The organism is Candidatus Neomarinimicrobiota bacterium (assembly GCA_022573815.1).
Lineage (GTDB): Bacteria > Fidelibacterota > SORT01 > SORT01 > SORT01 > JACZTG01.
On the sequence record JACZTG010000004.1, the window covers coordinates 1 to 24,677 of the forward strand.

General features: G+C 39.6%; 24 protein-coding genes and 2 tRNA genes. 2 read left to right on the forward strand and 24 right to left on the reverse strand.

All coding sequences use genetic code 11. From position 1 onward, the window contains the following. Positions 1 to 110 precede the first annotated feature (110 nt). Together IIB39_02405 and IIB39_02410 are read left to right on the forward strand one after the other, a co-directional pair. Positions 111 to 557, forward strand: coding sequence for an RNA-binding protein (locus IIB39_02405; GenBank protein MCH8927550.1), 447 nt, complete (start codon positions 111 to 113; stop codon positions 555 to 557). Between the two features lie 162 nt (positions 558 to 719). After that, positions 720 to 3,146, forward strand: coding sequence for a leucine--tRNA ligase (locus IIB39_02410; protein MCH8927551.1), 2,427 nt, complete (start codon positions 720 to 722; stop codon positions 3,144 to 3,146). A 100-nt stretch (positions 3,147 to 3,246) separates the two neighbouring features. On the opposite strand, the gene IIB39_02415 is transcribed toward IIB39_02410, so the two are convergent. From IIB39_02415 to IIB39_02530, 24 genes are all read right to left on the reverse strand, one after another. Further along, positions 3,247 to 3,549 (reverse strand): hypothetical protein, encoded by a 303-nt coding sequence (locus tag IIB39_02415; GenBank protein ID MCH8927552.1) that lies wholly within the window; start codon positions 3,547 to 3,549, stop codon positions 3,247 to 3,249. 1 nt (position 3,550) lies between these two features. Beyond that, the gene (locus IIB39_02420; protein MCH8927553.1) at positions 3,551 to 4,543 is read right to left on the reverse strand and encodes a potassium channel protein; all 993 of its coding nucleotides are present in this window, start codon (positions 4,541 to 4,543) and stop codon (positions 3,551 to 3,553) included. Further along, entirely contained in the window at positions 4,543 to 5,307 is a 765-nt protein-coding gene (locus tag IIB39_02425) for a GGDEF domain-containing protein (GenBank protein ID MCH8927554.1), read from the reverse strand. The genes IIB39_02420 and IIB39_02425 overlap by 1 nt, the downstream gene beginning before the upstream one ends. 262 nt (positions 5,308 to 5,569) lie before the next feature. Next, positions 5,570 to 6,337, reverse strand: coding sequence for a ribonuclease Z (locus IIB39_02430; GenBank protein ID MCH8927555.1), 768 nt, complete (start codon positions 6,335 to 6,337; stop codon positions 5,570 to 5,572). Beyond that, entirely contained in the window at positions 6,334 to 6,657 is a 324-nt protein-coding gene (locus tag IIB39_02435) for a divalent-cation tolerance protein CutA (GenBank protein MCH8927556.1), read from the reverse strand. The genes IIB39_02430 and IIB39_02435 overlap by 4 nt, the downstream gene beginning before the upstream one ends. Before the next feature lie 29 nt (positions 6,658 to 6,686). Next, positions 6,687 to 6,760: transfer RNA gene (locus tag IIB39_02440), tRNA-Arg, on the reverse strand. Between the two features lie 80 nt (positions 6,761 to 6,840). Then, the gene (locus IIB39_02445; protein ID MCH8927557.1) at positions 6,841 to 7,716 is read right to left on the reverse strand and encodes a bifunctional 5,10-methylenetetrahydrofolate dehydrogenase/5,10-methenyltetrahydrofolate cyclohydrolase; all 876 of its coding nucleotides are present in this window, start codon (positions 7,714 to 7,716) and stop codon (positions 6,841 to 6,843) included. 11 nt (positions 7,717 to 7,727) lie between these two features. After that, entirely contained in the window at positions 7,728 to 9,287 is a 1,560-nt protein-coding gene (gene rny / locus IIB39_02450; GenBank protein ID MCH8927558.1) for a ribonuclease Y, read from the reverse strand. 98 nt (positions 9,288 to 9,385) lie between these two features. Further along, positions 9,386 to 9,700: a cell division protein ZapA gene (locus tag IIB39_02455; GenBank protein ID MCH8927559.1), complete on the reverse strand. Its 315-nt coding sequence runs from the start codon at positions 9,698 to 9,700 to the stop codon at positions 9,386 to 9,388. 43 nt (positions 9,701 to 9,743) lie between these two features. Beyond that, a complete protein-coding gene (locus IIB39_02460; GenBank protein ID MCH8927560.1) occupies positions 9,744 to 9,956 on the reverse strand; it encodes a hypothetical protein in 213 nt (70 codons plus the stop codon). Between the two features lie 14 nt (positions 9,957 to 9,970). Then, positions 9,971 to 12,358, reverse strand: coding sequence for a phenylalanine--tRNA ligase subunit beta (locus IIB39_02465; GenBank protein MCH8927561.1), 2,388 nt, complete (start codon positions 12,356 to 12,358; stop codon positions 9,971 to 9,973). Between the two features lie 8 nt (positions 12,359 to 12,366). Further along, a complete protein-coding gene (gene pheS, locus IIB39_02470) occupies positions 12,367 to 13,383 on the reverse strand; it encodes a phenylalanine--tRNA ligase subunit alpha (protein ID MCH8927562.1) in 1,017 nt (338 codons plus the stop codon). Positions 13,384 to 13,395: 12 nt separating this feature from the next. Beyond that, the gene (gene rplT, locus IIB39_02475) at positions 13,396 to 13,749 is read right to left on the reverse strand and encodes a 50S ribosomal protein L20 (GenBank protein MCH8927563.1); all 354 of its coding nucleotides are present in this window, start codon (positions 13,747 to 13,749) and stop codon (positions 13,396 to 13,398) included. 26 nt (positions 13,750 to 13,775) lie between these two features. Further along, the gene (gene rpmI / locus IIB39_02480) at positions 13,776 to 13,967 is read right to left on the reverse strand and encodes a 50S ribosomal protein L35 (protein ID MCH8927564.1); all 192 of its coding nucleotides are present in this window, start codon (positions 13,965 to 13,967) and stop codon (positions 13,776 to 13,778) included. Between the two features lie 25 nt (positions 13,968 to 13,992). Beyond that, positions 13,993 to 14,514, reverse strand: a complete 522-nt coding sequence (locus IIB39_02485; protein MCH8927565.1) for a translation initiation factor IF-3 — start codon at positions 14,512 to 14,514, stop codon at positions 13,993 to 13,995. Further along, positions 14,514 to 16,436 (reverse strand): threonine--tRNA ligase, encoded by a 1,923-nt coding sequence (thrS, locus tag IIB39_02490; GenBank protein MCH8927566.1) that lies wholly within the window; start codon positions 16,434 to 16,436, stop codon positions 14,514 to 14,516. Before thrS ends, IIB39_02485 begins: the two co-directional genes overlap by 1 nt. 8 nt (positions 16,437 to 16,444) lie before the next feature. After that, a tRNA-Val gene (locus IIB39_02495) sits at positions 16,445 to 16,518 on the reverse strand. Positions 16,519 to 16,708: 190 nt separating this feature from the next. Further along, positions 16,709 to 18,355, reverse strand: coding sequence for a S41 family peptidase (locus tag IIB39_02500; protein ID MCH8927567.1), 1,647 nt, complete (start codon positions 18,353 to 18,355; stop codon positions 16,709 to 16,711). Continuing rightward, on the reverse strand, positions 18,348 to 19,022 hold the full coding sequence (locus IIB39_02505) for a dTMP kinase (protein ID MCH8927568.1): 675 nt from the start codon (positions 19,020 to 19,022) through the stop codon (positions 18,348 to 18,350). Before IIB39_02505 ends, IIB39_02500 begins: the two co-directional genes overlap by 8 nt. After that, positions 19,019 to 20,335: an inositol-3-phosphate synthase gene (locus IIB39_02510; protein MCH8927569.1), complete on the reverse strand. Its 1,317-nt coding sequence runs from the start codon at positions 20,333 to 20,335 to the stop codon at positions 19,019 to 19,021. The genes IIB39_02505 and IIB39_02510 overlap by 4 nt, the downstream gene beginning before the upstream one ends. A 43-nt stretch (positions 20,336 to 20,378) precedes the next feature. Next, positions 20,379 to 21,059 (reverse strand): CDP-alcohol phosphatidyltransferase family protein, encoded by a 681-nt coding sequence (locus tag IIB39_02515; protein MCH8927570.1) that lies wholly within the window; start codon positions 21,057 to 21,059, stop codon positions 20,379 to 20,381. A gap of 1 nt (position 21,060) precedes the next feature. After that, on the reverse strand, positions 21,061 to 21,738 hold the full coding sequence (gene rsmI, locus IIB39_02520) for a 16S rRNA (cytidine(1402)-2'-O)-methyltransferase (protein ID MCH8927571.1): 678 nt from the start codon (positions 21,736 to 21,738) through the stop codon (positions 21,061 to 21,063). Between the two features lie 6 nt (positions 21,739 to 21,744). Then, entirely contained in the window at positions 21,745 to 23,055 is a 1,311-nt protein-coding gene (locus IIB39_02525) for an L-lysine 6-transaminase (protein ID MCH8927572.1), read from the reverse strand. 28 nt (positions 23,056 to 23,083) lie between these two features. Continuing rightward, a complete protein-coding gene (locus tag IIB39_02530) occupies positions 23,084 to 24,571 on the reverse strand; it encodes an aldehyde dehydrogenase family protein (protein ID MCH8927573.1) in 1,488 nt (495 codons plus the stop codon). Positions 24,572 to 24,677 lie beyond the last annotated feature (106 nt).

A 24,677-nucleotide genomic window follows, 5' to 3' on the forward strand; every position in this document is an offset into this window, starting at 1 on the left:
GAATCATAAAAATAATTGTTGCATTTTATTACATAATGGTTAATCTATAAACTTGCTTAAGCTGTGAAGCTTACAATAAGCAATTAACTCAAAATCGGGGCGAATTAAGTATGAAGATCTTTGTCGGAAACCTTTCATTAGTGTTAACCGAAGACGACCTTGAGCATCTTTTTGAGACTTTCGGTAAGGTTAAAAGTGTCCGCATTGTGACAGATAAAATCAGCGGTCTTCCTGCCGGTTTCGTTGATATGCCTAATGATAAAGAAGCAGAACTGGCTATTAGAAATTTGGACGGCATTGAGGTAATAGGGCATACCATTACACTGCGCTCCCGCGCAAAGGATTCGGATAGGCGGGAGGAGGATGATCGGCGCGAAGATAAACGCAGGGAACCAATGGAACGAAGAATGCCGCTTGACAGGAGGCTTTATATTGACAAAATCGAATTTGACGATCGACGGAATATTATTGATAGGCGGGTAAATCCTCCGCGAAGAAGTAATAGCAACAGACGCTTAACTACAAGTCGCAGAACACAGGTCAATCGCAGAGCGTAATCAGCTAAAAAGCCTCAGTTTTAATTCTACTATCTTTATTTTTTAATCTTCTCTCATTATATTCTTCACTTATCTTGACTTGCCGATAGATATTACTTATTATTCGGTCTGCTGAAACAGTAAAATAATATTACCGATTAAAGGAAAACGATATTTGTAGAAATGGCGGATAATTTCGATCATAAAGCAATAGAGACCAAGTGGCAGGAAATCTGGGCTGAATCAAAACAGCATAATATTGATCTCTCGGACGACAAAGATAAATTATATGTTTTGGTGATGTTTAGTTATCCATCGGGGGATAAGCTCCATATTGGACATTGGTATAATTACGGGCCCACAGACAGCTGGGCTCGCTTTAAAAAATTGCAGGGATTCAAGGTATTCGAACCGATGGGATTTGATTCGTTCGGGCTGCCGGCGGAAAATTACGCCATAAAACACGGAGTTCATCCGGCAGTTTCCACCAAGAAAAATATTGAATATATGACCGAGCAATTGCATAGGATTGGTGCTATGTATGATTGGGATAAATATTTAAGTACTTCAGATCCCGAATATTATAAGTGGACGCAGTGGCTGTTCCTGAAACTTTTTGATATGGGATTGGCATATAAAGAAGAAGCGCCGGTTAATTGGTGCCCATCGTGCTTAACTGTTTTGGCAAATGAGCAAGTTATTGACGGACAATGCGAGCGATGCGAAAGTGAAGTAAAGAAAAAAAACCTGAGTCAGTGGTTTTTCAGAATTACAAAGTACGCGGAAGAATTATTGGATGGTCTCGCTAATATCAATTGGCCTGAATCGACCAAATTGATGCAGAAAAACTGGATAGGAAAGTCAGAAGGCACTTCAGTGTTATTCCAGATAGACGGCACAAAAGAAAGTCTGAACATATTCACCACGCGGGTTGATACGATTTACGGGGCTACATTCATTGTTGTAGCTCCCGAGCATCACATTCTCGAGCATATAGTCAGCGATGAAAATAGAAAAGAAGTTGATGCGTATATTGAGAAAGCGAAAAATACTTCCGAAATAGAGCGAAGCACTCTTGACCGGGAGAAGACGGGAGTGTTTACCGGCGCATACGGCGTTAATCCTATCACAGGTGAAAAAATACCCGTCTGGACATCAGATTTTGTCTTAGTTACTTACGGCTCCGGAGCAATATTCGGTACTCCCGGACATGATAAAAGAGATTGGGAATTCGCAACGAAATTCGGACTTCCGATAAAGCAGGTGATTGAACCATACGATGGCGAGCCTGTGGATCTTGAAAAAGATGTTTGCAGCGGGGATGGGATTCTTATCAACTCGGGCGAGTATAACGGGCTGTATTATAAAGAGGGAATAGTTAAAATAACAGAGGCTCTCGAAAAATTGGGCGCCGGCAATGCTACTATTAATTACCGCTTGCGAGATTGGCTGATTTCCCGCCAACGCTATTGGGGAGCGCCGATTCCTATAATTTATTGTGATTCATGCGGAATGGTTCCTGTTCCTGAAGAAGATCTCCCTGTATTACTGCCGGATGATGTTGATCTGGAGAAATATATCGGCCTGGATAAATCTCCTTTAGCTGAATCAAAATCATTCAGCAACGTGGACTGTCCGAAATGCGGCTTAAAAGGGAAGAGGGAAGTGGATACAATGGATACATTTGTGGATTCATCGTGGTATTTCCTGAGATACACCGACCCGAATTATAATGAAGCTCCATGGGATTCCAAATTAACCGATAAATGGTTGCCGGTAGATCAATATGTGGGCGGGAAAGACCATGCTACGTTGCACCTTTTATATTCTCGCTTCGTTTGTATGGCGCTAAAGGAGGGTGGATATCTGAATTTCTCGGAACCGTTTAAAAATTTATTCCACCAGGGAGTTATAACGAATAACGGTTCAAAGATGTCAAAATCGAGAAATAATGTTGTCAGCCCTGATCCATTTATCATAAATTACGGGTCGGATACTTTCAGGATGTACCTGATGTTTATGGGGCCGTATGACGAGGGATGCGACTGGAATGATTCCGGTATACTCGGTATTTACCGGTTCTTGAATCGTGTATGGAGATTGTGCAGAGGCGATGTTGTTAGTAAAAAATCTGAGATTTCCGTCGATGAAATGAATCGTATGATGCATAAAACGATTAAATCGGTCACTCTTGATTTGCAAATAATGAACTTTAATACAGCCATCAGCCGGATTATGGAATGCGTTAATTATCTTTATAAGGTAGAAAAGCCTGAAAAAGAACATCTTGAAACATTAATTGTCTTACTTGCGCCGTTTGCACCACATTTATCAGAGGAGATTTGGCAAATGTTCGGCAATTCTGAGAGTATTTTCAATCATAAATGGCCATCGTGGGATGAAGATCTAGCTAAATCTGAAAAAGCGTCAATTGCTGTGCAGGTATTAGGGAAGTTGAGAGGCTCGTTTGATATCGATATGGACTCAACCGATGATATATTAGTGGAAAATGCACTAAATATTGACAATGTGAAGAAATATGTGGAAGGTAAGCAGATAGTTAAGAAAATTGTGATTAAAAACAAATTAGTGAACTTTGTAGTTAGGTAATAAGGCAGGCTTAACGTTAATTATGCCAGGTATACATAATATATGTTATGCGTCGTTATGAACGGGATATATATCACGTTCAACGGCTCCTCTCTATACTCTATATAGTGAATCTTTTACTTTTAATGCCGTATTTATTGCTTTCTTTCGGTACTTTCAAATTAGCGGAATATGAGAGTTCATAATTAGATGCTATCCTGTTTAATTCATAAGGGTCTATAAGTCCCTGTGATATAGATAATTCCATAAATGCTTTTGTGGTCATTGAAAATCTAACTAACATATCTACCGCACCATTTAGATCCCGCATACTTTCTTGCATCAAATCAAGGTGTTTTTCTAATTTTCCAAGTTTTTGGTTTATTGCTTCAATTCCCTGCTGCTGGCTGTTTTTCTCTGACATATTAATTCTCGCTTTCTATAGTTTCTAATTTTGTAATTTGTTCCGGCTCTCCAAGCGCAAAAAGGATATCTCCCTTGGTAATCAGCTCATTCGGGCTGGGATTTAACATTATATTCCCGTTAGAGCGTTTTATTGCTGCAATCAGCACATTATAATTGTCACGGATTTTAGATGTGGCTATTGTTTTGCCGATCAGTGAAGAATTTTCTTTTATGATTATTTCGTCAATTTCAAGACCGATACCTTCACCGTTTGTAGTTAGTTCAATGAGCTCTACGGTTGACGGTTTAAGTAATACTTGAGCCATAGCGTGTCCACCCGCATCATACGGGTTAATTACCTTATTTGCGCCGGACCTGAGAAGATTAGCCGTTCCTCTATCAGTTTCAGAGCGAGCGACAATGAATAAATCTTCCTTAAGGGAACGCGCCGTCAAAGTACAATAAACATTATCGGCATCCGAATCAACGACCGTCAGGAGTCCTTTTGCGTATTCTAAACCGGCGGATGATAGAACTCCATCGTCGGTAACGTCACCGAGAATAGAAAATACTCCGTTCTCGGTAAGCTGCTGCACCACATCAGGGTTCCGCTCAATGACAATATACTTTTCTTTCTTTTTGCTGAGTTCCCGGCAGATTATTTTACCCATCCTTCCATAGCCGGCAATTATATAATGATCTTTGAGTTTATTAATAGATTTTTGCATCTTTCTCCTAAAGAAATATTTTGTATCAGCCAGTCTGTAGGTGATGTAATTCAGCGCAATCGCTAAAGTACCGATACTAAAAACAATCAGGAAAATTACATGCCACCTACCCAATTCGGATAACGGGTGAACTTCTTTAAACCCAACTGAACTGATAGTTATTATAGTCATATACACTGAATCTGTGAAAGACCAATTCTCGATTTTCATAAAACCGATTACGCCGAAGAGAAAAACGAATGCCAAAAAGAATAACGCTTTATGTAGTTTTGCGGATGAGCTCATCACTTTGATTCTTTAGGGAGTTCAGAATCTTCGAATGAGATGGATTTGTTCCTTCCGCTGTTTTTAGCGCTATATAGAGCCCTGTCAGCGTTGTAAATCAGAGAATTTATCGTTGCTTCATTTTCTCCGTTGAATGAGGATAGGCCTATACTGATAGTAATAGACAGTTGTTTATTGTTGAATTCGAATTCCGCTTCCTCAATATCTTTCCTGAGTCGTTCGCATGCCATATAGGAAGATTCCGGTTCACTGTTTATGAGGAGCCAAATGAACTCCTCTCCCCCATATCTCGCCACAACATCATGAGCTCTTTTCCCATGATCCATTATGGCTGCTACTTCCTTCAGAACAAAGTCGCCTGTCTGGTGACCGTAAGTGTCATTAAAATCCTTAAAAAAATCTATATCAATCATAGCGCAGCTCATAGAAAGTTCATGTCTTTTAGTTCTTGAAAGTTCTCTTTTGAATAATTCTTCAAGGTAACGTCTATTAGGAAGCATAGTGAGGTCATCGGTTGACGACTGAAAAGACATTTTGTCTATTTGCCCCTGTATGAACAGATAAATTATTCCTAAACCACCGACAGTTATCGAAAGTTTTGCAATTAGCCAGGGCGCTTGTAAACTAAAAAAGCCTTCTTCAGCCATTATATTGCCCGTACCGTATAAAGAGTTAAAGAGCATATAGGTTTCATTGGTCAAAAGTGTAACGCCTGCAATTGCCAATATAAAATAAATAAAAGCTGCTCCGCCACGTTGACGCATTCGCCAGTACTTCAGATAAAATTTCAGGGCAGATGCCAGTATTACCGTCCAAATAGTCGTGTTTAAAAAATGAATAAATATTGCTATTCGATGGAATTTATCTATTTGTGCTTCGTTAATAATAATTAAAAATAGCAGATACGCTAAAAACGAAATGGGAAATATATATCCGATCTTCCTCAAATTAATACACCAGATATTAATTGAACTAATTTATCCCGACAATATAATTAGGATAGAAGTGATTTACAAGCAGACCGGTTCAGCGGATAATATATTCTTTAAAATCTTTACCCACTTCAACAGAACCATTAAAATTTCGTTTTATCAGAGAAACAACATCAATTTCATCCATTTCAGGATATAAATGAGTTAACAGAAGTTTCTTAACCGCTGCCTTTTCAGCTATAATTGCGAGAGTAGCTGGAGTGAAATGCCCCTCTTTCCTGTTTTCATCCCGAAATGAGCATTCCGAAATCGCAAGATCGGCATTATCAAAAAGAGCTAAGAGATTATCTCCGGCTTCCGTATCGCCCGTATAGCTGAACAGATCTCCATCCACGGTTTCAATCCGGTAGCCGAGGCTGTTTGGTTGATGGTACGTTGCATAAGGAATTATTTTACCGCCGTGAATTTCTATTTCCATTCCGGGTTTTAATTCAACAACATTGATAGACGAATTCTGACTGTAAACCCAGCTGCCTCCGATCGCTTCCAAATTCTTAAGATAATCTATAAGACCAAGTGGGCCGTAAACATTTAGCTCGGTGGGTTCTTTAAATAACGGGTCATGTTTTCTCGCAAATAATAAAGGCAATAAATCAGTGACGTGATCCACATGTAAATGTGTATAAAATACGTTTTTGATTGTTTTATAATCTACACCAACGGAGGCAATCCTATTCAAAGTTCCGCTCCCGCTGTCAAACAGCATAAACCTGCCATCCAGGTTGATTAAGTATCCTGATTGAGACCGATCCTTATGAGGAACACACGTACCTGAACCGAGAATATGAACACTAAAGTTCATTCGCTTTCAGTTTCTTTAATCAACCAATCAAGATAATCAGGATTGCCGCCCACTATCGGAATAGCCAATATTTCAGGAACGTCATAGCTATGCAGGGATTTAACTTCAGAGATGATTTTATCCAGATGAGATTTCGTTGATTTAGCAATAAGCATTACTTCATTTTCGTTCTGGATATTTCCATCCCACCAAAATGTTGATTTCATATCGTTTATTATATTGGAGCAAGCAATAAGTCTTTTCTCCAACAATGAATTGGATATGAGACCGGCTTCTTCAAGAGAAGATGCAGTCATGAATATGATTATCAGGTCGTCCACATATTTATCTGAGAAATCTAAACTATTTGTACGCCAGGCAGGATTCGAACCTGCGACCCTTGGCTTCGGAAGCCAATACTCTATCCAGCTGAGCTACTGGCGCGTAATTCTGAAGATAAATTTAAGATTAAATGAAACAGATTCAACGGGAATAAGGTCGTTGAACTAATTCTATGAAGATAATTATGACCAGCCCCCGGCTGCTGTTACACTGTTTTTCATTAACATCATAATAGTCATCGGACCGACGCCACCCGGCACGGGAGTAATCGCTTTGGCTTTATCCGCAACTGAATCAAAATCAACATCTCCAACCAACCGGTATCCTGATTTTTTTGATGAATCCTCAACTCGATTGGTACCTACATCAATTATTACTACGCCTTCCTTGATCATAGAACCATCGATCATTCCGGGCATTCCTGCTGCTGCGATTAGAATATCAGCCTGTTTAGTATGAACTGACAGGTCGGGAGTTCTTGTATGGCAGAGGGTAACCGTTGCATTACCTCCTTCACTTTTCTGTGTCAATAGATTAAGCAGCGGTCTTCCGACAATTCTACTTCTTCCCACAATGACCACGTGTTTTCCTTCGGGATTATTTCCGCTTCGGAGCAATATTTCTATTATCCCGGCAGGAGTCGCCGGAACGAATCCACCTTCTCCAATTGTCATCTTACCGACGTTCATGGGATGAAAACCATCCACATCCTTTTCGTAAGAGACAGTTGAAAGCGCATCTTTTTCATTAATATGCTTTGGCAGAGGGAGCTGCACAAGGATACCATGAATATCATCATCGTTGTTAAAATCATTAATAAGAGCGTGTAATTCATCTTGAGTAATATTTCCTTCAGGACGAAAATCTTTGGATACGATCCCGAGGTCTGAACACATCTTCTGTTTCATTTTAACATAAGTATCGGAAGCGGGATCATTGCCCACAAGAATTACTCCCAATCCCGGAATGATATTCTTTTCTTTTAAACGAGCAATCTCATTTTCGATTTCCGATCGTATTTGATTAGCAATTTCTCTGCCGCTTATTATTTCAGCCATTTATCAAACCCTCATTTAGCAAACGAAATAGCCCTATGTTCGCGTATGAGAACAACCTTTATTTGTCCCGGATACGTGAGTTCTGATTGAATCTTATCTGAAATTTCTGTTGCAAGAACATCCATTTCAGCATCGTTTACAAGATCATTTTCCACAACGACTCTTATCTCTCTTCCCGCTTGTATCGCGTATGATTTCGCTACACCTTTGAATTCCTCCACCAATTCTTCGAGATTCGTCATTCTTTTTATATACGCTTCCAGAGTATCGCCCCTCGCTCCTCTGCGAGCGCCGCTTATCGAATCAGCCGATTGAACGAGAGCAGAAATAGGATGTGTCATTTCAACTTCTTCATGATGAGATGAAACGGCGTTAATGATAATTTCGTTGTCCATATACTTACCGACGACTTCTCCGCCCGTAATCGCATGTGGACCTGATGTATCCTTATCCAAAACTTTCCCTATGTCATGGAGAAGACCGGCTGTTTTTGCTATCTGTCCATCAAGAGAAAGCTCCGCAGCCATAAGGCCTGCAATCATTCCAACTTCAATACTGTGCTTAAGGACATTTTGACCATAGCTGGTTCGATAATTCATTTTACCAAGCAGCCTCATTAGTTCATCCGGCAACCGCGGGATGTTTAATTCAAGAATGGAATTCTCCGCTGCCGATTTCATTACGTCTTCAATTTCCGATTTTGATTTTTCAAATACTTCTTCGATTCGTGCAGGATGTATTCTTCCGTCAGCAACAAGATTATCAAGGGTGAGTCGTGCAATTTCTCTTCTTACAGGATCAAAGGCAGATATAACAACTGCTTCAGGAGTATCGTCAATTATAAGTTCGGTTCCGGTAGTAGACTCAAACGCCCTTATATTCCTACCCTCACGACCTATTATTCGTCCTTTCATTGAATCGCTTGGAAGATTTACTACTGATACGGATATTTCAGATGAATGGTCTGACGCGCTGCGTTGGATTGCCGATACAATTATTTTCTTTGCTTCTAAAACAGCATTTCGCACCGCTTCATCTTTAATATCTTTCGCTTTTCTCGCAGAATCTTTTTTTGCTTTTTCTAAAAGATTTTCCATTAGCAAATCTTTTGCCTGCTGCTGAGACATCCCTGATATGTTGACAAGTATCTCGTTTTGCTCCTGGATTTGCTGAGATATTTTTTCATCCTTATTTTGCATTATCCTTGTTCGCTCGAGAAGATCTTCCTCCATTATATTAAGAGCAACAGATTTGCGTTCAGCTATCTCGGAGTTTTTATCCAGACTTAATTCTCTTTTATTTAATGAGTTTTCACGCTCCTGAATTGTTTTGGATTTTTCATGAAGTTGTTGTTCGACTTCACTTTTCAATTTTAGGGATTCTTCCTTTGCTTCAAGCAGCTGCTCTTTTTTTAACGATTCGGCATCTTTATTCGCCTGTTCAATAATGCTCTTTGCGGTTCCTTTGGCGCCAATGATTTTATTCGATTGATATTTTGCTGATACTATCCAGCCTGTTATGGTTCCGATAGCAGCAATTATTAGTAAAAATATTATTTCATAATATGTCATTCATTTCTCATAGCGGATATCGCCATAAAAAAGAAAATGGAAGCGCTGAGAGGAGCGGTTCAGTTATTGAGCAGCTTGAATATTATCAATAATATTTGCTACGATGAGTCAGATGAGAGAGTAAATTCTAAGGTATCTTCCAATTCTTGTACAAGCGCTTTAGCTTTTTCTTCCACTTCATCAACCTGAGTTGACTTTGATGATTTTTGGCTGAATAATTCGTCAGTAATATTCATAGCCGCAAGAATCGCAACACGTAAGGATGATTCAAATGGAACATTGGCATCTACTTCTTTCATCTTAGCATCGACGTATTCTGCGACGCTTTCTATATATTTTGAATCAGCCTGACCTTTTACCGTATATTCTTTACCGTAAATATCAACTTTAACCAAGCTATCTGATTTTTCCATTTTATATTAGTTCCGTTTTTAGATTTTTATCATTTGGTTTTAATTAAAGCTGATCAAGAACTTCCAGCATTTCATTTACTTTATTCAATAGTTCGTTTTGTTTGCTCTCATTAATATCTGATACCGCTACCTGATTTCCACTGTCTGATTTATCTAATTTATCCTGTAATTCCGTATTTTTTTGTTTAAGGTTATTAATTTCTTCAATCGCTTGCCTTACTTTTGTTTCGAGAATGCTAAAATTATGCGAATCCATAAAAAGTTCCTATATTAGTCTCTAATTTTTGCGCCTACGCTCTTTCCGGCTGCTTCCATTATTTTATTACAAATGCTGTCTATCTCTACCTCTTCGAGTGTCCTGTCGTATGAAATAAATCGAAGATTGTAAGTAATACTTTTTTCTCCTTCAGCCAGCGGTTTTCCCTTATAAACTGAACTTATCAGGCTGCTCTCCAATAGACCGCCACCTTCTTTTCCGACAATACCCATCAATTCTCCCGAACTGACTTTATCATCAACTATAAATGATATATCTCTTTCTATTTGCGGGTATTTACTTGGTTCGGAAAAAGTAACCTCTTTTTTTATTTGCACATATAAGGGGTCTACATTGAGTTCAAAATAATAGACTTTATCTTCTAAGTCAAACTTTTTTATTACTTCATTGGATATTTCACCGATAACTCCAAGTTCAACATTATCAGCAGAAATCGTATATGAATCCTCCATATATTCTTTGGAAGAAGGTTCAAGTGTTACTTGAGCATATCCGCAGCTGTACAATAGAGATTCTAATAATCCTTTTAGTACGAAAAAATCTGCTTTTTCAGGTTTATTGCTCCAATTCAGAACTGATTGAATACCCGACACTATAGCGCCGAATTTGTGTGTTTCTTTTACGCCTGTTTCTGACTTATCATCCGCTACGGCTACCACTCCATCTTCGAAAAAGCGGACACCGTCTCTCTGACGATTGAAATTATATTGAACCGTTTCAAGTAATCTCGGCATTAATGAAGACCTGAGATATTGCATCTCAAGGCTTATCGGGTTGCTGATTTTAACCGGCTCCCCGCCCTCTCCTGCCAATTCCCATAAATTTTGCGGCATCAAACTATTAGTGTAAATTTCCGTAAAGCCGAGACCGACAAATATATTCTTTAGTTTGATATTTAATGATTCGGTAGAATCTTTACTTCTGCTAAGTGATATACGGGCGTATTCTGACGGCGGGATATTATCATAACCGATAATCCGCGCTATCTCCTCAATAATATCAATTTCCCTTTCCACATCAGGCCTGAATGTCGGCGCAAGCAGGGTAATAGATTCTTCGTCATCAGAGATCGTCTCGTATTCTAATCTGTTAAGAATATCTTTTATCTTATCTTCCGGAATATCCATCCCAATGATATCGCATACCCGTTTATATCTTACGTGAATTTTAATTTTATCAATCTTATCCGGATAGATGTCAACGATACCCTGAAGCGCATTTCCTCCGGCCGTATCAAGAATAATTGATGTAATTCTATTTAAAGTGAATTCGATGTTATTCGGGTCGCATCCTCTCTCAAATCTCTTTGAAGCGTCTGTGCTTAATCCAAGATGTTTTGAGCTGCTGCGGATTCTGCCCGGATCAAAATATGCGCATTCGATTAACAAATTAACAGTCTTATCAGTCACTTCAGAATTTGCCATACCCATAATACCACCAATTCCAACCGGCTTTTCAGCATCGCACACCAAAACAGTTCCCTCAGATAACTTTCTTTTCGTTCCGTCCAGAGTGGTCACTTCTTCATCTTTGCCGGCAGCGCGAACAATTATTTTGTTATCCTTTAGCAAATCCAAATCGAACGTATGAATAGGGTTTCCTAATTCCATCAGCACATAATTAGCCGCGTCCACAACATTATTTATACTTCTCAGTCCTACAGACTGAAGTCTTTGCTTGAGCCATTGCGGAGATTCATTGATTTTAATATCCTTGATTACACGGCAAGCAAACCGCGGACATCCTTCTTTATCATCAATTTGTAAAGTGACGGAAGAAGATGTCTTATCGTTGGATTCTTTTAATTTAATTTCAGGATATTTCAGATCCTTTCCGAGAATAGCTGAAAGGTCTCTCGCCACACCTATATGACTTAAACCGTCAGGTCTGTTGGGAGTTAAATCCAACTCAAAAACTGTGTCGGATGGCTCAATTGTATCAGATAATGGCGAACCGATTAATGAGGATTTCGGAAGAACTAATATGCCGTCAGCTTCATCTGACAGACCAAGTTCTTTTTCAGAACAAATCATTCCACGCGACTCTTCACCACGAATCTTGGCTTTTTTTATTTTAAGTCCGTCCGGGAGCGTTGCGCCTACAAGTGCAACCGCAACTTTTTGAGACTTTTCTACGTTCGGTGCGCCGCATACAATTGATAGGCTTTCATCTTCCCCGACGTTCAGGGTGCAAAGCGACAGCTTGTCGGCGTTAGGATGTTTTACACAGTCAACGACTTCGCCTACGACTATCCCCTCATAATCCCCTCCCGAAGATACTGAAGTGACCTCGAGTCCCGCCATTGTAAGCATTTCTGCTATCTCTTCAGCGGAGTTATCCAGTTCAATATAATCAGAAAGCCAATTGAGTGAAATTTTCATTATGGCGTTTAAAATTGCTCTAAGAAGCGTAAATCGCCGTCATAGAAAAATCGAATATCGTTTATTCCATACCTCATCATAGCGGTTCTTTCAATACCGAGCCCCCAGGCAAACCCGCTATAAATTTCGGGATCATAATCAACAGTTCTCAAGACATTCGGATCGACCATTCCGGCTCCAAGTAACTCCACCCAACCAGAATGTTTGCATACTGCGCAACCCTTACCCTTGCAAATAACGCAGGAAATATCCATTTCCGCGCTCGGTTCGGTAAAGGGGAAATAACTTGCTCTGAAACGTGTTTTTACGTTGTTACCAAATAACTGTTTTGCAAAATAAATCAGCGTACCCTTTAGATCAGCCAGACTTACTCCTTTGTCTATATAGAGTCCTTCAATTTGATTAAACACACAATAGCTGCGCGCGCTTATCGCCTCATTCCGATAAACCCGGCCCGGTACGATAACCCGCAGCGGAGGTTTTTGAGACAGCATTGTCCGAATCTGAACAGGTGATGTATGTGTCCTGAGCATCGTGTTCTCCGTAATATACAAAGTATCCTGCATATCACGGGCAGGATGATTTTCAGGGAAATTCAACGCTGAAAAATTATAATATTCCGTTTCAACTTCAGGTCCTCTCTCGATATCAAAACCCATTCCTGTGAATATATCAAGAATCTCTTCCCACGTCTGCGTCAGAGGATGCTTCCGTCCTGTCAGTGAAACATCGCCCGGAAGGGTGTAATCTATCTCGGATTTTGAATCGGAGATATTCTTTGATTTAGAAGTTTCAAGCGCTGAATTATATAAAGAGAGTAAATCCTTCTTGAGCGCATTTACAGCTTTACCGTATTTAGGCTTTTCATCCGCGGGAACATCATTTATTGATGACATTAAGGATGTGAGGACGCCATTTCTGCCCAAATATTTTATCCTCAATTCTTCCAGCGAGGAAGTGTCTTTAGATTTGCTTAAGTCTTCTTCGAATTCCCTTCGAAGCTTATCGAGGTCCGGTAAATTCATCCATTAACAAGCTTATGATGCCTTTTTAACTTGCTCAGATATAACGGTAAAAGCCGCAGGGTCAGTGACGGCGATATCAGCTAAAACCTTTCTGTCTAAAGTTATTCCCGCTGATTTTAAACCGGATGCGAATTTAGAATAGCTCAAACCGTTTAGCCGTGCTGCTGCATTTATCCGCACGATCCACAATCTGCGGAAATCACCTTTCCGTTTTTTTCTATGTGAGTAGCTATACTGTAAGGCTTTGTCAACAGCTTCTTTTGCGGTTTTATAAAGTTTGCTTCTGCTGCCCCAGTAACCCTTTGCGGCTTTAAGTATTTTTTTATGTCTGCTCTTTCTTGGAACAGCGTTGGTAGTTCTCGGCATTTCTTACTATCTCCTCTGAATATCTTTTAAAGTATCATTCCCCTAACGCTTTTCGCATCGGCTTTGCTCACCAATGTCGCTTTTCGCAGGTTCCGTTTTCTTTTGGTTGATTTCTTATTAAGAATATGGCTGTGATAAGCCTTTTTTCTTTTTAGTTTTCCCGAGGAGGTTTTTTTGAATCTCTTTTTTGCTCCTCTGTGACTTTTCATTTTTGGCATTATTAATATTTCCTATATTTTATTCTTATTTCGGCAGATAATAGGCTGTAATAAATCTTCCTTCCCGTGATGGTTTTGACGCCACTACAGCCAATTCTTCAAGTTCTTTTTCGATCTTATCCATAAGCATATCGCCGAATTCTAAATGTGTCATCTCTCTGCCACGAAACATAACTGTAATCTTCAGTTTATTTTTTGCTTCCAAAAACTTTTTCGCCCGTTTAATTTTTGTCTGGAAGTCGTGTTCCTCGATCATAGGTCTGAACCGGACTTCTTTCACGTGGATAACGTGCTGTTTCTTCTTTGCCTCTTTGGCTTTCCTCCGTTTTTCGTACCTGAATTTCCCATAATCCATCAATTTACATACCGGTGGTTTTCCTTCCGGCGCTATTTCTACAAGATCAAGTCCTCTTTCATCTGCAATAGCCAATGCATCACGTAAATTCATAACTCCTAATGCGCCACCATCTTCATCAACCACTCTGATCTCTGAGGTCTGTATAGCCTCATTGATTCTTGTATCGTCACCTTTATTTCTAGCTATAATTAGTCCTCCAGTTTTCTCGCTGATATTGAACTTTTAATATACGATATAAATTCGTCAATTGATTTTGAGCCAATATCACCGGTAATATGTTTTCTTATAGACACACTATTATTTTCTACTTCCCTATCTCCAACTATGAGCATATACGGAATTTTCTGTGTTTCGCTTTCTCGTATTTTTGCGCCCATTTTTTCTGAACGAGAATCTAATTTCGCTCTTATCCCGTTTTCTATAAGTTTATTATATATGCTATCAGCGTAATCATGGTGTTTGTCGGAAATTGGAATGACCATCGTTTGAAGTGGCGAAAGCCAGGTGGGGAAGTTTCCTGCAAAATGTTCTATTAAAACGCCTATAAATCTTTCAAAGGAACCGAAAAGCGCTCTGTGAATCATCACCGGTCTTTGCCTGCTGTCATTTTTATCAATATATTCGAGTTCAAACCTTTCCGGAAGGACAAAATCCAGCTGAATAGTGGCTAATTGCCATGCTCTACCGAGAGCATCTTTAATTTGAATGTCAATTTTCGGACCGTAAAATGCGCCGTCTTTCTCGTTTGTGGTATAATCAACATCCTGAGATTTCAAAGCTTCTTCAAGTGCAGCTTCAGCTTTATCCCATAATATACTGTCTCCAAGTGCTTTATCTGGTTTTGTAGAAAAGAAATACTCGGGTTCAAAGCCGAATACAGCGTAAAATTCTTTGATAAGCTTCATACAGCCGTTAACTTCTTCAGTTATCTGTTCGGGCAGAACGTAAAGGTGAGCATCGTCCATCGTAAGCTGTTTGACTCTGAATAACCCTCCCACCGCACCGGATACTTCATTTCTGTGTAATCTTCCGATTTCGGCTATTCTGATGGGTAAGTCACGATAAGAACGGGTTTTCATACTGTAAATGTATGTTGATTCGGGGCAATTCATCGGTTTTAAAGCATAGGTCTCTTCATCATCATCACCAACTATAAACATATTATCTTTATAGTATTCCCAATGCCCGGATTTCTCCCATAAGGATTTTTTTACCAATATAGGCGTTGAAGTCTCAACATATCCGCCTGCATCGAGTTTTTCCCTTAGGAATTTCTCTAATTCACGGACGATTATCATTCCGTTTGGAAGCCAAAAAGGTGCGCCGGGCGCAATATCGTGGAAAGCAAAGAGTTCAAGCTCTTTTCCCAATTTTCTGTGGTCTCTTAGTTTTGCTTCCTTAAGCATTGTGAGATGAGTTTCCAAGTCTTTCGGGTCGCTGTATGAAGTGCCGTAAATCCGTTGAAGTTGCTGACGTTTCTCATCTCCGCGCCAATAAGATCCGGCGACTTTAAGCAGCTTGAATGCTTTTATCGCCTTAGTTGACGGGATATGCGGGCCTCGACATAAGTCGGTCCAATTATTTTGTGTATAAAGAGATACAGTGTCGTCTTCGATCTCTGCAAGAATCTCTAATTTATACTCTTCTCCCATTTTCTTAAATAGCTTAATAGCCTCGGTGCGCTTAACGGTTTCTCTTTTAAATGAGTGGTTCCCGTCGATGATTTCTTTCATTTTTTTCTCGATTATTTCCAAATCATCATCGGTGAACGGTTTTTTGGTATCGAAATCATAATAAAATCCATCTTTTATAGGAGGTCCTAATGTTACTTTGGTTCCCGGGAACAGCTCTTGAACTGCTTGAGCCATTATATGGCTGGTACTGTGCCAGACAATTGTTTTTGCCTCCTCGCTCTTGTCCGTAAGGATTTCTATTTTTGTACTATCGAATATCGGACGATCAAGGTCGTAAAAGTCACCATTTACCTTGATAGATAGAGCAGCTTTAGCCAATCCACTGCCGATGGATTTTGCGATTTCAGCGCCCGTAACGCCCTTTGTATGGGCATGAACTGAACCGTCAGGCAATGTTATTTCAATCCCTTCACTCATAATAATCGTGGGCGATACTGGACTCGAACCAGTGACTTCTTGCGTGTCGAGCAAGCACTCTAACCAACTGAGCTAATCGCCCTGTATTTAATAAACTCAGTTTCACTTTTAGCGTGAATCCGATCATTTTATTAGCGTTAAAAACCATTAAAGACGCTATCTCCATAGTTCGTGAAAGTAATTCATTATATCAATCTTGTCAAGAATAAAAGAAATGGTTCAAACACTTAAACATATTAAAATTATTGATTTATTCTGGTATAGAAAAGTGGTCAATCAATCAATCCAAGAGTCTGTTTATATAACAAAAGATCATCAAGTAGTTCCAATGATTTTAGTATTGCCAGGTCATTCTTGAATATCGCCTCATATCTACCTTTTGTATTACCTAACATTTCAGAGATCTCTCTGGAAAGAACTCTCTTAATATTTTTATAATCCGCATCGTTAAAGTCATCCTTAAATGACCTGAAATCCGATTTTATGTTCTTAACCTTATTTATAACATCATCGGGGTAGTTAGCTGATTCAAGGGCGCTTATAAGATTTGTATGTGTCTTAATAACATCACTTTTATAAGTAAAATTTGATTTTTGCAGAAAATCGATAAAATCTTTTACATCGATGTCAGTCAAAAGAACCGGATAGGAAGCATCCTTGTGTTTGGATACCCAATTCGTTGAATACCGGTAAAACATATTTTTACGCCAGAGATGCGGAATTATGTTGGACGATTTGGGGTATTTAATCAGAAAATCAGGTTTTATTCCTCCCCTACCGTAAACAGGTCTTCCATTTGACGTCACGAAGATAGAATCCGTAAAATCTCTTTTAACAACTTTATCATCTGCAAAGTAATCTTCCTTCTGAATTAGCCGGCCGCTGGGGATATAATACTTTCCTGTTGTAATTTTTACCTTTTTATCATAAGGCATTGAAAGAATTGTTTGTACCAATCCCTTTCCAAATGTCTTGGAACCTACGATTATTCCCCTGTCAAGGTCTTGCATAATTCCCGAAAATATTTCGCTTGCGCTTGCGGAGCCGCCATTTACCAATACTATTAATTGTACATCCATATCTATTAGCGGATCTTTTTTGGAATAATGCTCTCTGTTCATCTGACGAATTCTGCCTTTTGTAGAAACTAACAGTTCGCCCTTTTCAATGAACATATCACTGATTTTTACTGCTGCATCTAATAATCCACCCGGATTATCCCGAAGATCCACAATTAAACCGTCAAGACCTTCATCATCCAATTCCAAAAGAGTGTCTTTAAATTTATTAATTGAGCTTTTCGAAAACCCTGTAAGACGTAGATAGCCGATACCATCCTTAATAAATCCGCTATATAATATTTCATTCACAACTATTTTTTCGCGCTTGAGTATGAATTCTAATGGTCCTGAAAAAGAATGCCTAAGGATAGTCAGGCGGACTTCTTTTCCTTCAGGTCCGCGAATCATATTTGCCGCATCATCAAGTTTTAATCCAAACGATGCAACACTGTCGATCTTGACGATTTTATCTCCGGCGTGTATACCGCTTCGTCCGGCGGGTGTGCCCTCCATCGGGGAAATAACTGTTAACGTATCTCCGCGTATTCCGAGTTTAATTCCCACTCCACCGTATGTACCAGTGGTTAATATATTTAAATCGCCACTGTTTTCTTTGGAAATGTACGTAGTATATGGATCTAAGGTTTGCAGCATCCCTTTTATGGCGGCTTCAATAAAAGTTTCAGGGTCTATTTCGTCAACATAAGTTGTACTGACCTGTTTATATATCTGACCGAATAATTTTAATCCTTTGCTAATTTTGGAATATATGTCCGGCGAAGGCAGTAAAGTACTTCCCGTATATAGAATAAATACACCTACCAGAAAGGAAATGCTGATTATCTTTATTTTACGCATTTTGACCATATTTAATTTTCGCTTCTAATTTTGTTGAAAGCAACAATGAAATATGCTTCCAAGCTTTTTCGGCTATGGCATCCACTTTCTCGTTTCCATCCAGAATTATAACTCTTTCAGGTTCTCTTTTGGCAATTTCCTTAAATCCTTTTATTACCCTAAACTTAAACTCTTTCGTTTCCAACTCTAACCTATCCGGGCGTCCCATTGTTCCGGAACGTGATTCGGCAAGCTCCGCATCTACATCAACTAAAAACGTTACATCCGGCCAAAGTTTTTTTGCCGCTTCTTTAACCAGAGCGTCAACAAATTCTAAATCAATACCTCTGCCGTAGCCTTGATAGGCGGTAGTGGAATCAAAATATCGGTCACAAATAACAATATCATTTTCCTTTAGACCCGGAAGTATCATTTCAACCGTTAATTGTGCCCTTGCTGCGGAATAAAGCATTACCTCTGTCAATGAATCCATTTCTGAATGTTTTGTGCTCAGTAAGATTTGTCGAATTTGCTCGGATATCCGGGTCCCTCCCGGTTCTCTGAACAGAACCGCATTATAGCCCTCCTCCTGTACCTTGCGAAGAAGCGCATTTGCCTGAGTGGACTTACCTGAACCGTCAATCCCTTCGAATGTAACAAAAAGACCCATTTTATCAGAATCCGTCATTTTTCGTAGTATTCGATTCCAAGATGCGTAATCTGTTCCTCTTCCATCATATATCGCAAAGTGTTCTTCAATTTTGCTTGCTGAATGAATAAGTCATGTTCGGGATACAATTCAGGAGCAACGAGAGGGCTCTTAAAGTAGAATGATAACCATTCCTGAATCCCGCTCATTTCCGCTCTGCTCGCAAGGTCCATAAATAATGCAAGGTCAAGAAGTAAAGGAGCGGCAAGAATACTGTCTCTACAAAGGAAATTGATTTTTATCTGCATCGGGTACCCCATCCAGCCGAATATATCAATGCTATCCCAACCTTCCTTATCATCGCCGCGCGGCGGATAATAGTTTATCCTTACCTTATGGTAAAAGTTCCCATATAAATCAGGATATGTGTCAGGCTGCAGAATATGTTCAAGAACACTCAATTTACTTTCCTCTTTTGTCTTAAATGATGCCGGGTCATCAAGAACCTCTCCGTCACGATTACCAAGAATATTTGTGGAAAACCATCCGTTAAGTCCGAGTAAACGTGCCTTCAATCCCGGAGCGATGATTGTTTTCATAAGCGTTTGACCGGTCTTGAAGTCCTTGCCTGACACCGGAACGTTATTTAAATCCGCTAATTCATACAATGCGGGAATATCTGTGGTCAAATTCGGCGCCCCGTTTGCAAAAGGAACTTTTTCTTTTAGAGCGGCCCAAGCGTAAAGCATGCTTGGCGCTATATCATCGTGATTATCTTTCATTCCCTGCTCAAATGATTCAAGAGATTGATGAACATCACCAACTTTGATATACGCTTCTGTACTTGCCGCCCAAACCAGAACCATTCTGGATAATCCATTTGATTCTTTAAAATCTTTTATGTCCTGCCTTAATGCTTCAGCAAGGTCATATTTATTATCCAAATCTTTAAACCAAACAGGTTCCAGGTTTTTTACATATTTTTGATCAAAAACCGCTTTCATAGGATGAATAGAAGAAAGAAAATCTTTAAGTGGTTCAAGGTCATCCGGTTTCAATACACCACTATTCTTCGCAGCTGCATACATATCCTCTTCAAATATATCCCATCCGCCAAATACCAAATTTGATAAATCGGTTATTGGAACAAAATCTTTTATCATTGGCACCGATTTATCTGTTCTTTTCCCCAGTCGGATAGTGCCCATTTGGGTTAAAGAGCCAAACGGATGATGCAGTCCTTTCCTGACTGATTCAACACCCGCTATGAAAGTCGTCGTCACTGCCCCCATACCCGGAAGCAGCACACCAAGTTTACCATCTGCCTTGGCAATTTTATCACCTCTCAGCATCTATATTCTCCTGAAAAACCAATTATTTTTATTATACTAATTATTATCGTTTACTTCCGCTGGGCTTTCTTTCGCCAGCTGTTGCCTTATAAAGATGAAACATTCGTTGCGCAGCCGTATAATTCGCTAATATGGCAATTGTCCATATTGCTAACATCAAGAAGAGCTCATGTACATACGGTAAATCGCCTATTACCGCGCCCACGGATATATAAGTAATACGCTCTGTCCTCTGCATCATTCCTACGTTGCATTCAAGACCCAGTCCTTCTGCTCTTGCTCTCACATAGCTGACCATAACTGAGCCGCCCAAAGCGGCAAAAATTGCCACTGATGTCCAGTATGAATCTGATTTTACAAAATGAACTGCAATTCCGAAAAACATAATAATTTCAGAATACCTGTCCATTACAGAATCATATAAAGCTCCGAATTTTGTTTTTTTATTGCCATGTGTTGCTATTCTTCCGTCTATGGTGTCGCAAATGGCGCCAAATACTATAAACATCCCACCCATCCGAAGATATGATAAAGCAAAAAATATAGCTCCCACGATATTAAATATGGTTCCCAGAGTAGTAAGAGCGTTTGGATTTATATTCAGGGATTTAAAGAAATCAGCAAGAGGTATTATTATCTTTAGGTACGCTTCCTGTAATTTCGGATGAACAGGATTAAACCCGTCTTTTGTTATTTTCTTTTTATAGTCTTTAGGTATCTGCATTTTATTTTTTATTACCTTCGATGAGAATTACGAATTCTCCCTTAGGTTTGCGTTCATTAAAGCTAGCGATAAGGTCTGAAAGACTTCCTCTTATAAATTCCTCATGTACTTTTGTCAGTTCTCTGCCAATTGTCGCCTTTCTATCACCGAAAGTATCTCTCAAATCCCGCAATGATTTAAGAACTCTATGCGGTCCCTCGAAAATTACTATTGTAACCTTATAAGCCGCAAGTTCTTTAAGCCTCTTGTGTCTACCCTTTTTCCGTGGAAGGTATCCTTCAAACAAGAATCTGTCTATTTCCATACCGGAAGCCACTGTGGCCGCTGTAAGCGCTGACGGACCGGGAATAGGAGATATTTTAATATCATTTTTAATAGCTTCCCGAATAAGATAAAAACCCGGATCGCTAATTCCGGGAGTACCGGCATCTGATACGAGAGCTATCGAATTACCTTTCTTAATCAACTCGATCAGCGAAGTAGTCTTAAATTCCTTGTTGTGGTCATGATAAGGAGTCATTTTATTTTTTATTTTATAATGATTAAGGATTTTTGAGGTCTGCCTTGTGTCTTCGCACGCTATTAAATCTACAGTTTTCAAAATATCAATAGCTCTCAACGAAATATCACCGAGATTACCGATTGGAGTTGAAACAATATATATTGATCCGGAGGACAAAGTAACTTAGGAGTAGTGCGACTTAAGAGATTTCTCTATACAGTCAATTCCCTTGTCAATATCATCTGTAGAAATTGTTAATGAAGGTCGAAATCTTATGGTTCTTTCGCCGCAGCCGAGAATAATAGCGCCGTTCTCTATTATCTTATTGACAATATCATCTCTTTCTTTCGCTGTCGGCAGATCAAATGCGCATAACAATCCTTTCCCACGAGCATTTGAAACAAAACCGTTGAACTCATCCTGAAGAGCTTGTATTCTGTATAGGAGATGATTCCCCACCGTTTCAGCATTTTGCAGCAGATTTTCATCTTTGATAATATTGAGATAGATAGATGTTCTCGCCATATCCACAATATTACCGCCAAATGTGGAGTTAATTCTGCCGGATGACTGAAATACGTTATCCTCAACTTCGTCCAATCTTTTACCGGCAAGGAATCCACATACCTGCATCTTCTTACCAAAAGAAATCATATCAGGAATAGTGTCAGAATTTTCATACGCCCAGAATTTACCGGTGAGCCCGACTCCCGTTTGAACCTCGTCAAAGATCAACATAAATTCCGATTCATCAGCTAATGTCCGCAATTCAGCAAGAAATTCACCGCGAAAATGATTATCTCCGCCTTCTGATTGTATTGGCTCAATTATGAGCGCCGCAATATCATCCGGATTTTGAGAGAGAGCGGATTTTATCTCCTCGAGAGATTTGTTTTCTGCCGCAATGATCTGTTCTTCATTATCCTCTAACGGAAATTGGATTGCGGGAGCGCTTATCCTCGGCCAATCAAATTTTGGGAAATACATAATTTTGTGTTCGCCGGTGTTCGTCAATGAAAGAGTATAGCCCGTTCTTCCATGAAAAGCGTTTTTAAAGTGAATTACTTTTGAGCCTTTCTCTCCCTTTCCTTTAGCCAGATTTTTTCTAACTTTCCAGTCGAAAGCGGCTTTCAAGGCATTTTCTACACCAAGAGCACCACCTTCAATGAAAAATGCGTGTTGCAATTCTTCGGGTATTCCAAAATTACTAAATGTTTCGACAAATTCAGCAAAAGTATCGGTGTAAACATCGGAAAGGGTAGGTTTATGTTTTGCTATTTTACCTAATTTATCGCTTGCTTCCCGTATTCGATGATGATTGAAGCCAACAGGGGAAGATGCAAAAAAGGAAAACAGATCAACGAATTTTCTTCCGTCTCTTTTATCTACAAAACATGAGCCTTCACTTTTTTCTTCATCAAATATCATATCCATTCCATCTGCAAGGATATGATGAGATAAGGAATCCTTAACTTTGCTTGCATTGATATTCATATATTATTCATCCCCTCCAACTGAATTATCATTCATTATCTATTTGCGCTCTCTGGAGCTTACCTGAAAAATCTACATACACGGTTTTTTCTTCTGTGAAGAAATCAAACGCGCTACTTCCTCCTTCACGATGACCATTACCTGTATCTTTGCATCCGCCGAACGGCATATTGCATTCAGCTCCGATGGTGGGACCGTTGATATAAGTTATTCCGGTATCAATATCCTTAATCGCCTTAAACGCATTGTTAATGTTTTTTGTATAAATGCTCGAAGAGAGGCCGTAATCAATGTTGTTAGATATATCTATCGCCTCTTCGAATGTCTTGAATTTCAGCACGCTTAATACAGGACCAAATATTTCTTCCTTTGCAATTCTCATTTCGGGATGAACATCAGTGAACAGTGTAGGTTTATAAAACCACCCTGCGTCAAGTTCTCCGCCGGTACCGAATCCCCCCCCGGCTGACAGAGTTGCTCCCTCGGATTTACCTATCTCCACATATTCATCAATGCCTTTCCTCTGATCTTCATTAACGATGGGACCCACTTCAACTGATTCGTCCAAGCCATTTCCGAGTTTAAGATTCTCTATTTTCCCTATGAGCAGGTCTATGAAATTATCGTGAATAGCCTCATGTAATATTAATCTGCTTGTAGCGGTACAGCGTTGTCCCGCTGTTCCAAATGCTCCCCATAGGACTCCTTCAATCGCCAAATCAATGTCCGCGTCATCCATTACTATTTGAGCATTTTTCCCCCCAAGCTCAAGGGAGACTCTTTTAAGAGCTCTCCCTCCCGAAGAAGCAATCATTCTGCCGACCTCCGAAGAACCGGTAAATGAAATCAGGTCGATGTTTTCATGCTCAACTATAGGAGTTCCCACGCTTCTGCCGCCACCGTGAACGATATTGATAACACCCGGAGGAATACCGGCATCAAGCAGTACTTCAACGAAAAGCGTCGCTGTGGCGGGAGTATCAGATGCAGGTTTAAAAACGACAGTGTTGCCGCAGGTAAGAGCGGGAAATATCTTCCAGGTAGGTATTGCAAGAGGGAAATTCCATGGAGAGATGACTCCGGCAGTGCCTATTGGTCTCCGAATAACCATATTAAACTTATCTCGCAATTCAGAAGGCGCCGTGTAACCGAACATTCTTCTGCTCTCAGAAGCTGAATAATAGGCAGTATCAATACCTTCTTGTGTATCTCCAAGTGTTTCAAGCAACACCTTACCCATTTCACGAGTCATTAGTTCGGCAATCTCTTTTTTCCTTTCAACGAGAATATCGCCTGCTTTCTGAATCATATTACCCCTTATAGGAGCGGGAACCTGCTTCCATTCGTTAAATGCAGCGTTAGCAGCGGAAACCGCCTTGTTAACGTCTTCCTCGTTTGAACTTGGAAAAGTCCCTACTAATTCGTCCCAATTAGCGGGATTTCTATTTTCGAATGTCTCCCCGCTAATGGCGTCGCACCATTTTCCATCAACATAATTCTGATACTTTTTACTCATATTTCTTCATCCAAACCTTATCTGTATAATATTAGTCAGAACGCTAAAATTACTGAATAAAGATAATAATATTCAAGACATTTTCGATGAGATATATTTTTTGAAT

Coding starts and splice junctions, on each gene's coding strand:
- IIB39_02405 (MCH8927550.1), top strand. CDS start 111: ATGAAGATCTTTGTCGGAAACCTTTCATTAGTGTTAACCGAAGACGAC.
- IIB39_02410 (MCH8927551.1), top strand. CDS start 720: ATGGCGGATAATTTCGATCATAAAGCAATAGAGACCAAGTGGCAGGAA.
- IIB39_02415 (MCH8927552.1), bottom strand. CDS start 3,549: ATGTCAGAGAAAAACAGCCAGCAGCAGGGAATTGAAGCAATAAACCAA.
- IIB39_02420 (MCH8927553.1), bottom strand. CDS start 4,543: ATGAGCTCATCCGCAAAACTACATAAAGCGTTATTCTTTTTGGCATTC.
- IIB39_02425 (MCH8927554.1), bottom strand. CDS start 5,307: ATGCGTCAACGTGGCGGAGCAGCTTTTATTTATTTTATATTGGCAATT.
- IIB39_02430 (MCH8927555.1), bottom strand. CDS start 6,337: ATGAACTTTAGTGTTCATATTCTCGGTTCAGGTACGTGTGTTCCTCAT.
- IIB39_02445 (MCH8927557.1), bottom strand. CDS start 7,716: ATGGCTGAAATAATAAGCGGCAGAGAAATTGCTAATCAAATACGATCG.
- rny (MCH8927558.1), bottom strand. CDS start 9,287: ATGACATATTATGAAATAATATTTTTACTAATAATTGCTGCTATCGGA.
- IIB39_02455 (MCH8927559.1), bottom strand. CDS start 9,700: ATGGAAAAATCAGATAGCTTGGTTAAAGTTGATATTTACGGTAAAGAA.
- IIB39_02460 (MCH8927560.1), bottom strand. CDS start 9,956: ATGGATTCGCATAATTTTAGCATTCTCGAAACAAAAGTAAGGCAAGCG.
- IIB39_02465 (MCH8927561.1), bottom strand. CDS start 12,358: ATGAAAATTTCACTCAATTGGCTTTCTGATTATATTGAACTGGATAAC.
- pheS (MCH8927562.1), bottom strand. CDS start 13,383: ATGAATTTACCGGACCTCGATAAGCTTCGAAGGGAATTCGAAGAAGAC.
- rplT (MCH8927563.1), bottom strand. CDS start 13,749: ATGCCGAGAACTACCAACGCTGTTCCAAGAAAGAGCAGACATAAAAAA.
- rpmI (MCH8927564.1), bottom strand. CDS start 13,967: ATGCCAAAAATGAAAAGTCACAGAGGAGCAAAAAAGAGATTCAAAAAA.
- thrS (MCH8927566.1), bottom strand. CDS start 16,436: ATGAGTGAAGGGATTGAAATAACATTGCCTGACGGTTCAGTTCATGCC.
- IIB39_02500 (MCH8927567.1), bottom strand. CDS start 18,355: ATGCGTAAAATAAAGATAATCAGCATTTCCTTTCTGGTAGGTGTATTT.
- IIB39_02505 (MCH8927568.1), bottom strand. CDS start 19,022: ATGACGGATTCTGATAAAATGGGTCTTTTTGTTACATTCGAAGGGATT.
- IIB39_02510 (MCH8927569.1), bottom strand. CDS start 20,335: ATGCTGAGAGGTGATAAAATTGCCAAGGCAGATGGTAAACTTGGTGTG.
- IIB39_02515 (MCH8927570.1), bottom strand. CDS start 21,059: ATGCAGATACCTAAAGACTATAAAAAGAAAATAACAAAAGACGGGTTT.
- IIB39_02525 (MCH8927572.1), bottom strand. CDS start 23,055: ATGAATATCAATGCAAGCAAAGTTAAGGATTCCTTATCTCATCATATC.
- IIB39_02530 (MCH8927573.1), bottom strand. CDS start 24,571: ATGAGTAAAAAGTATCAGAATTATGTTGATGGAAAATGGTGCGACGCC.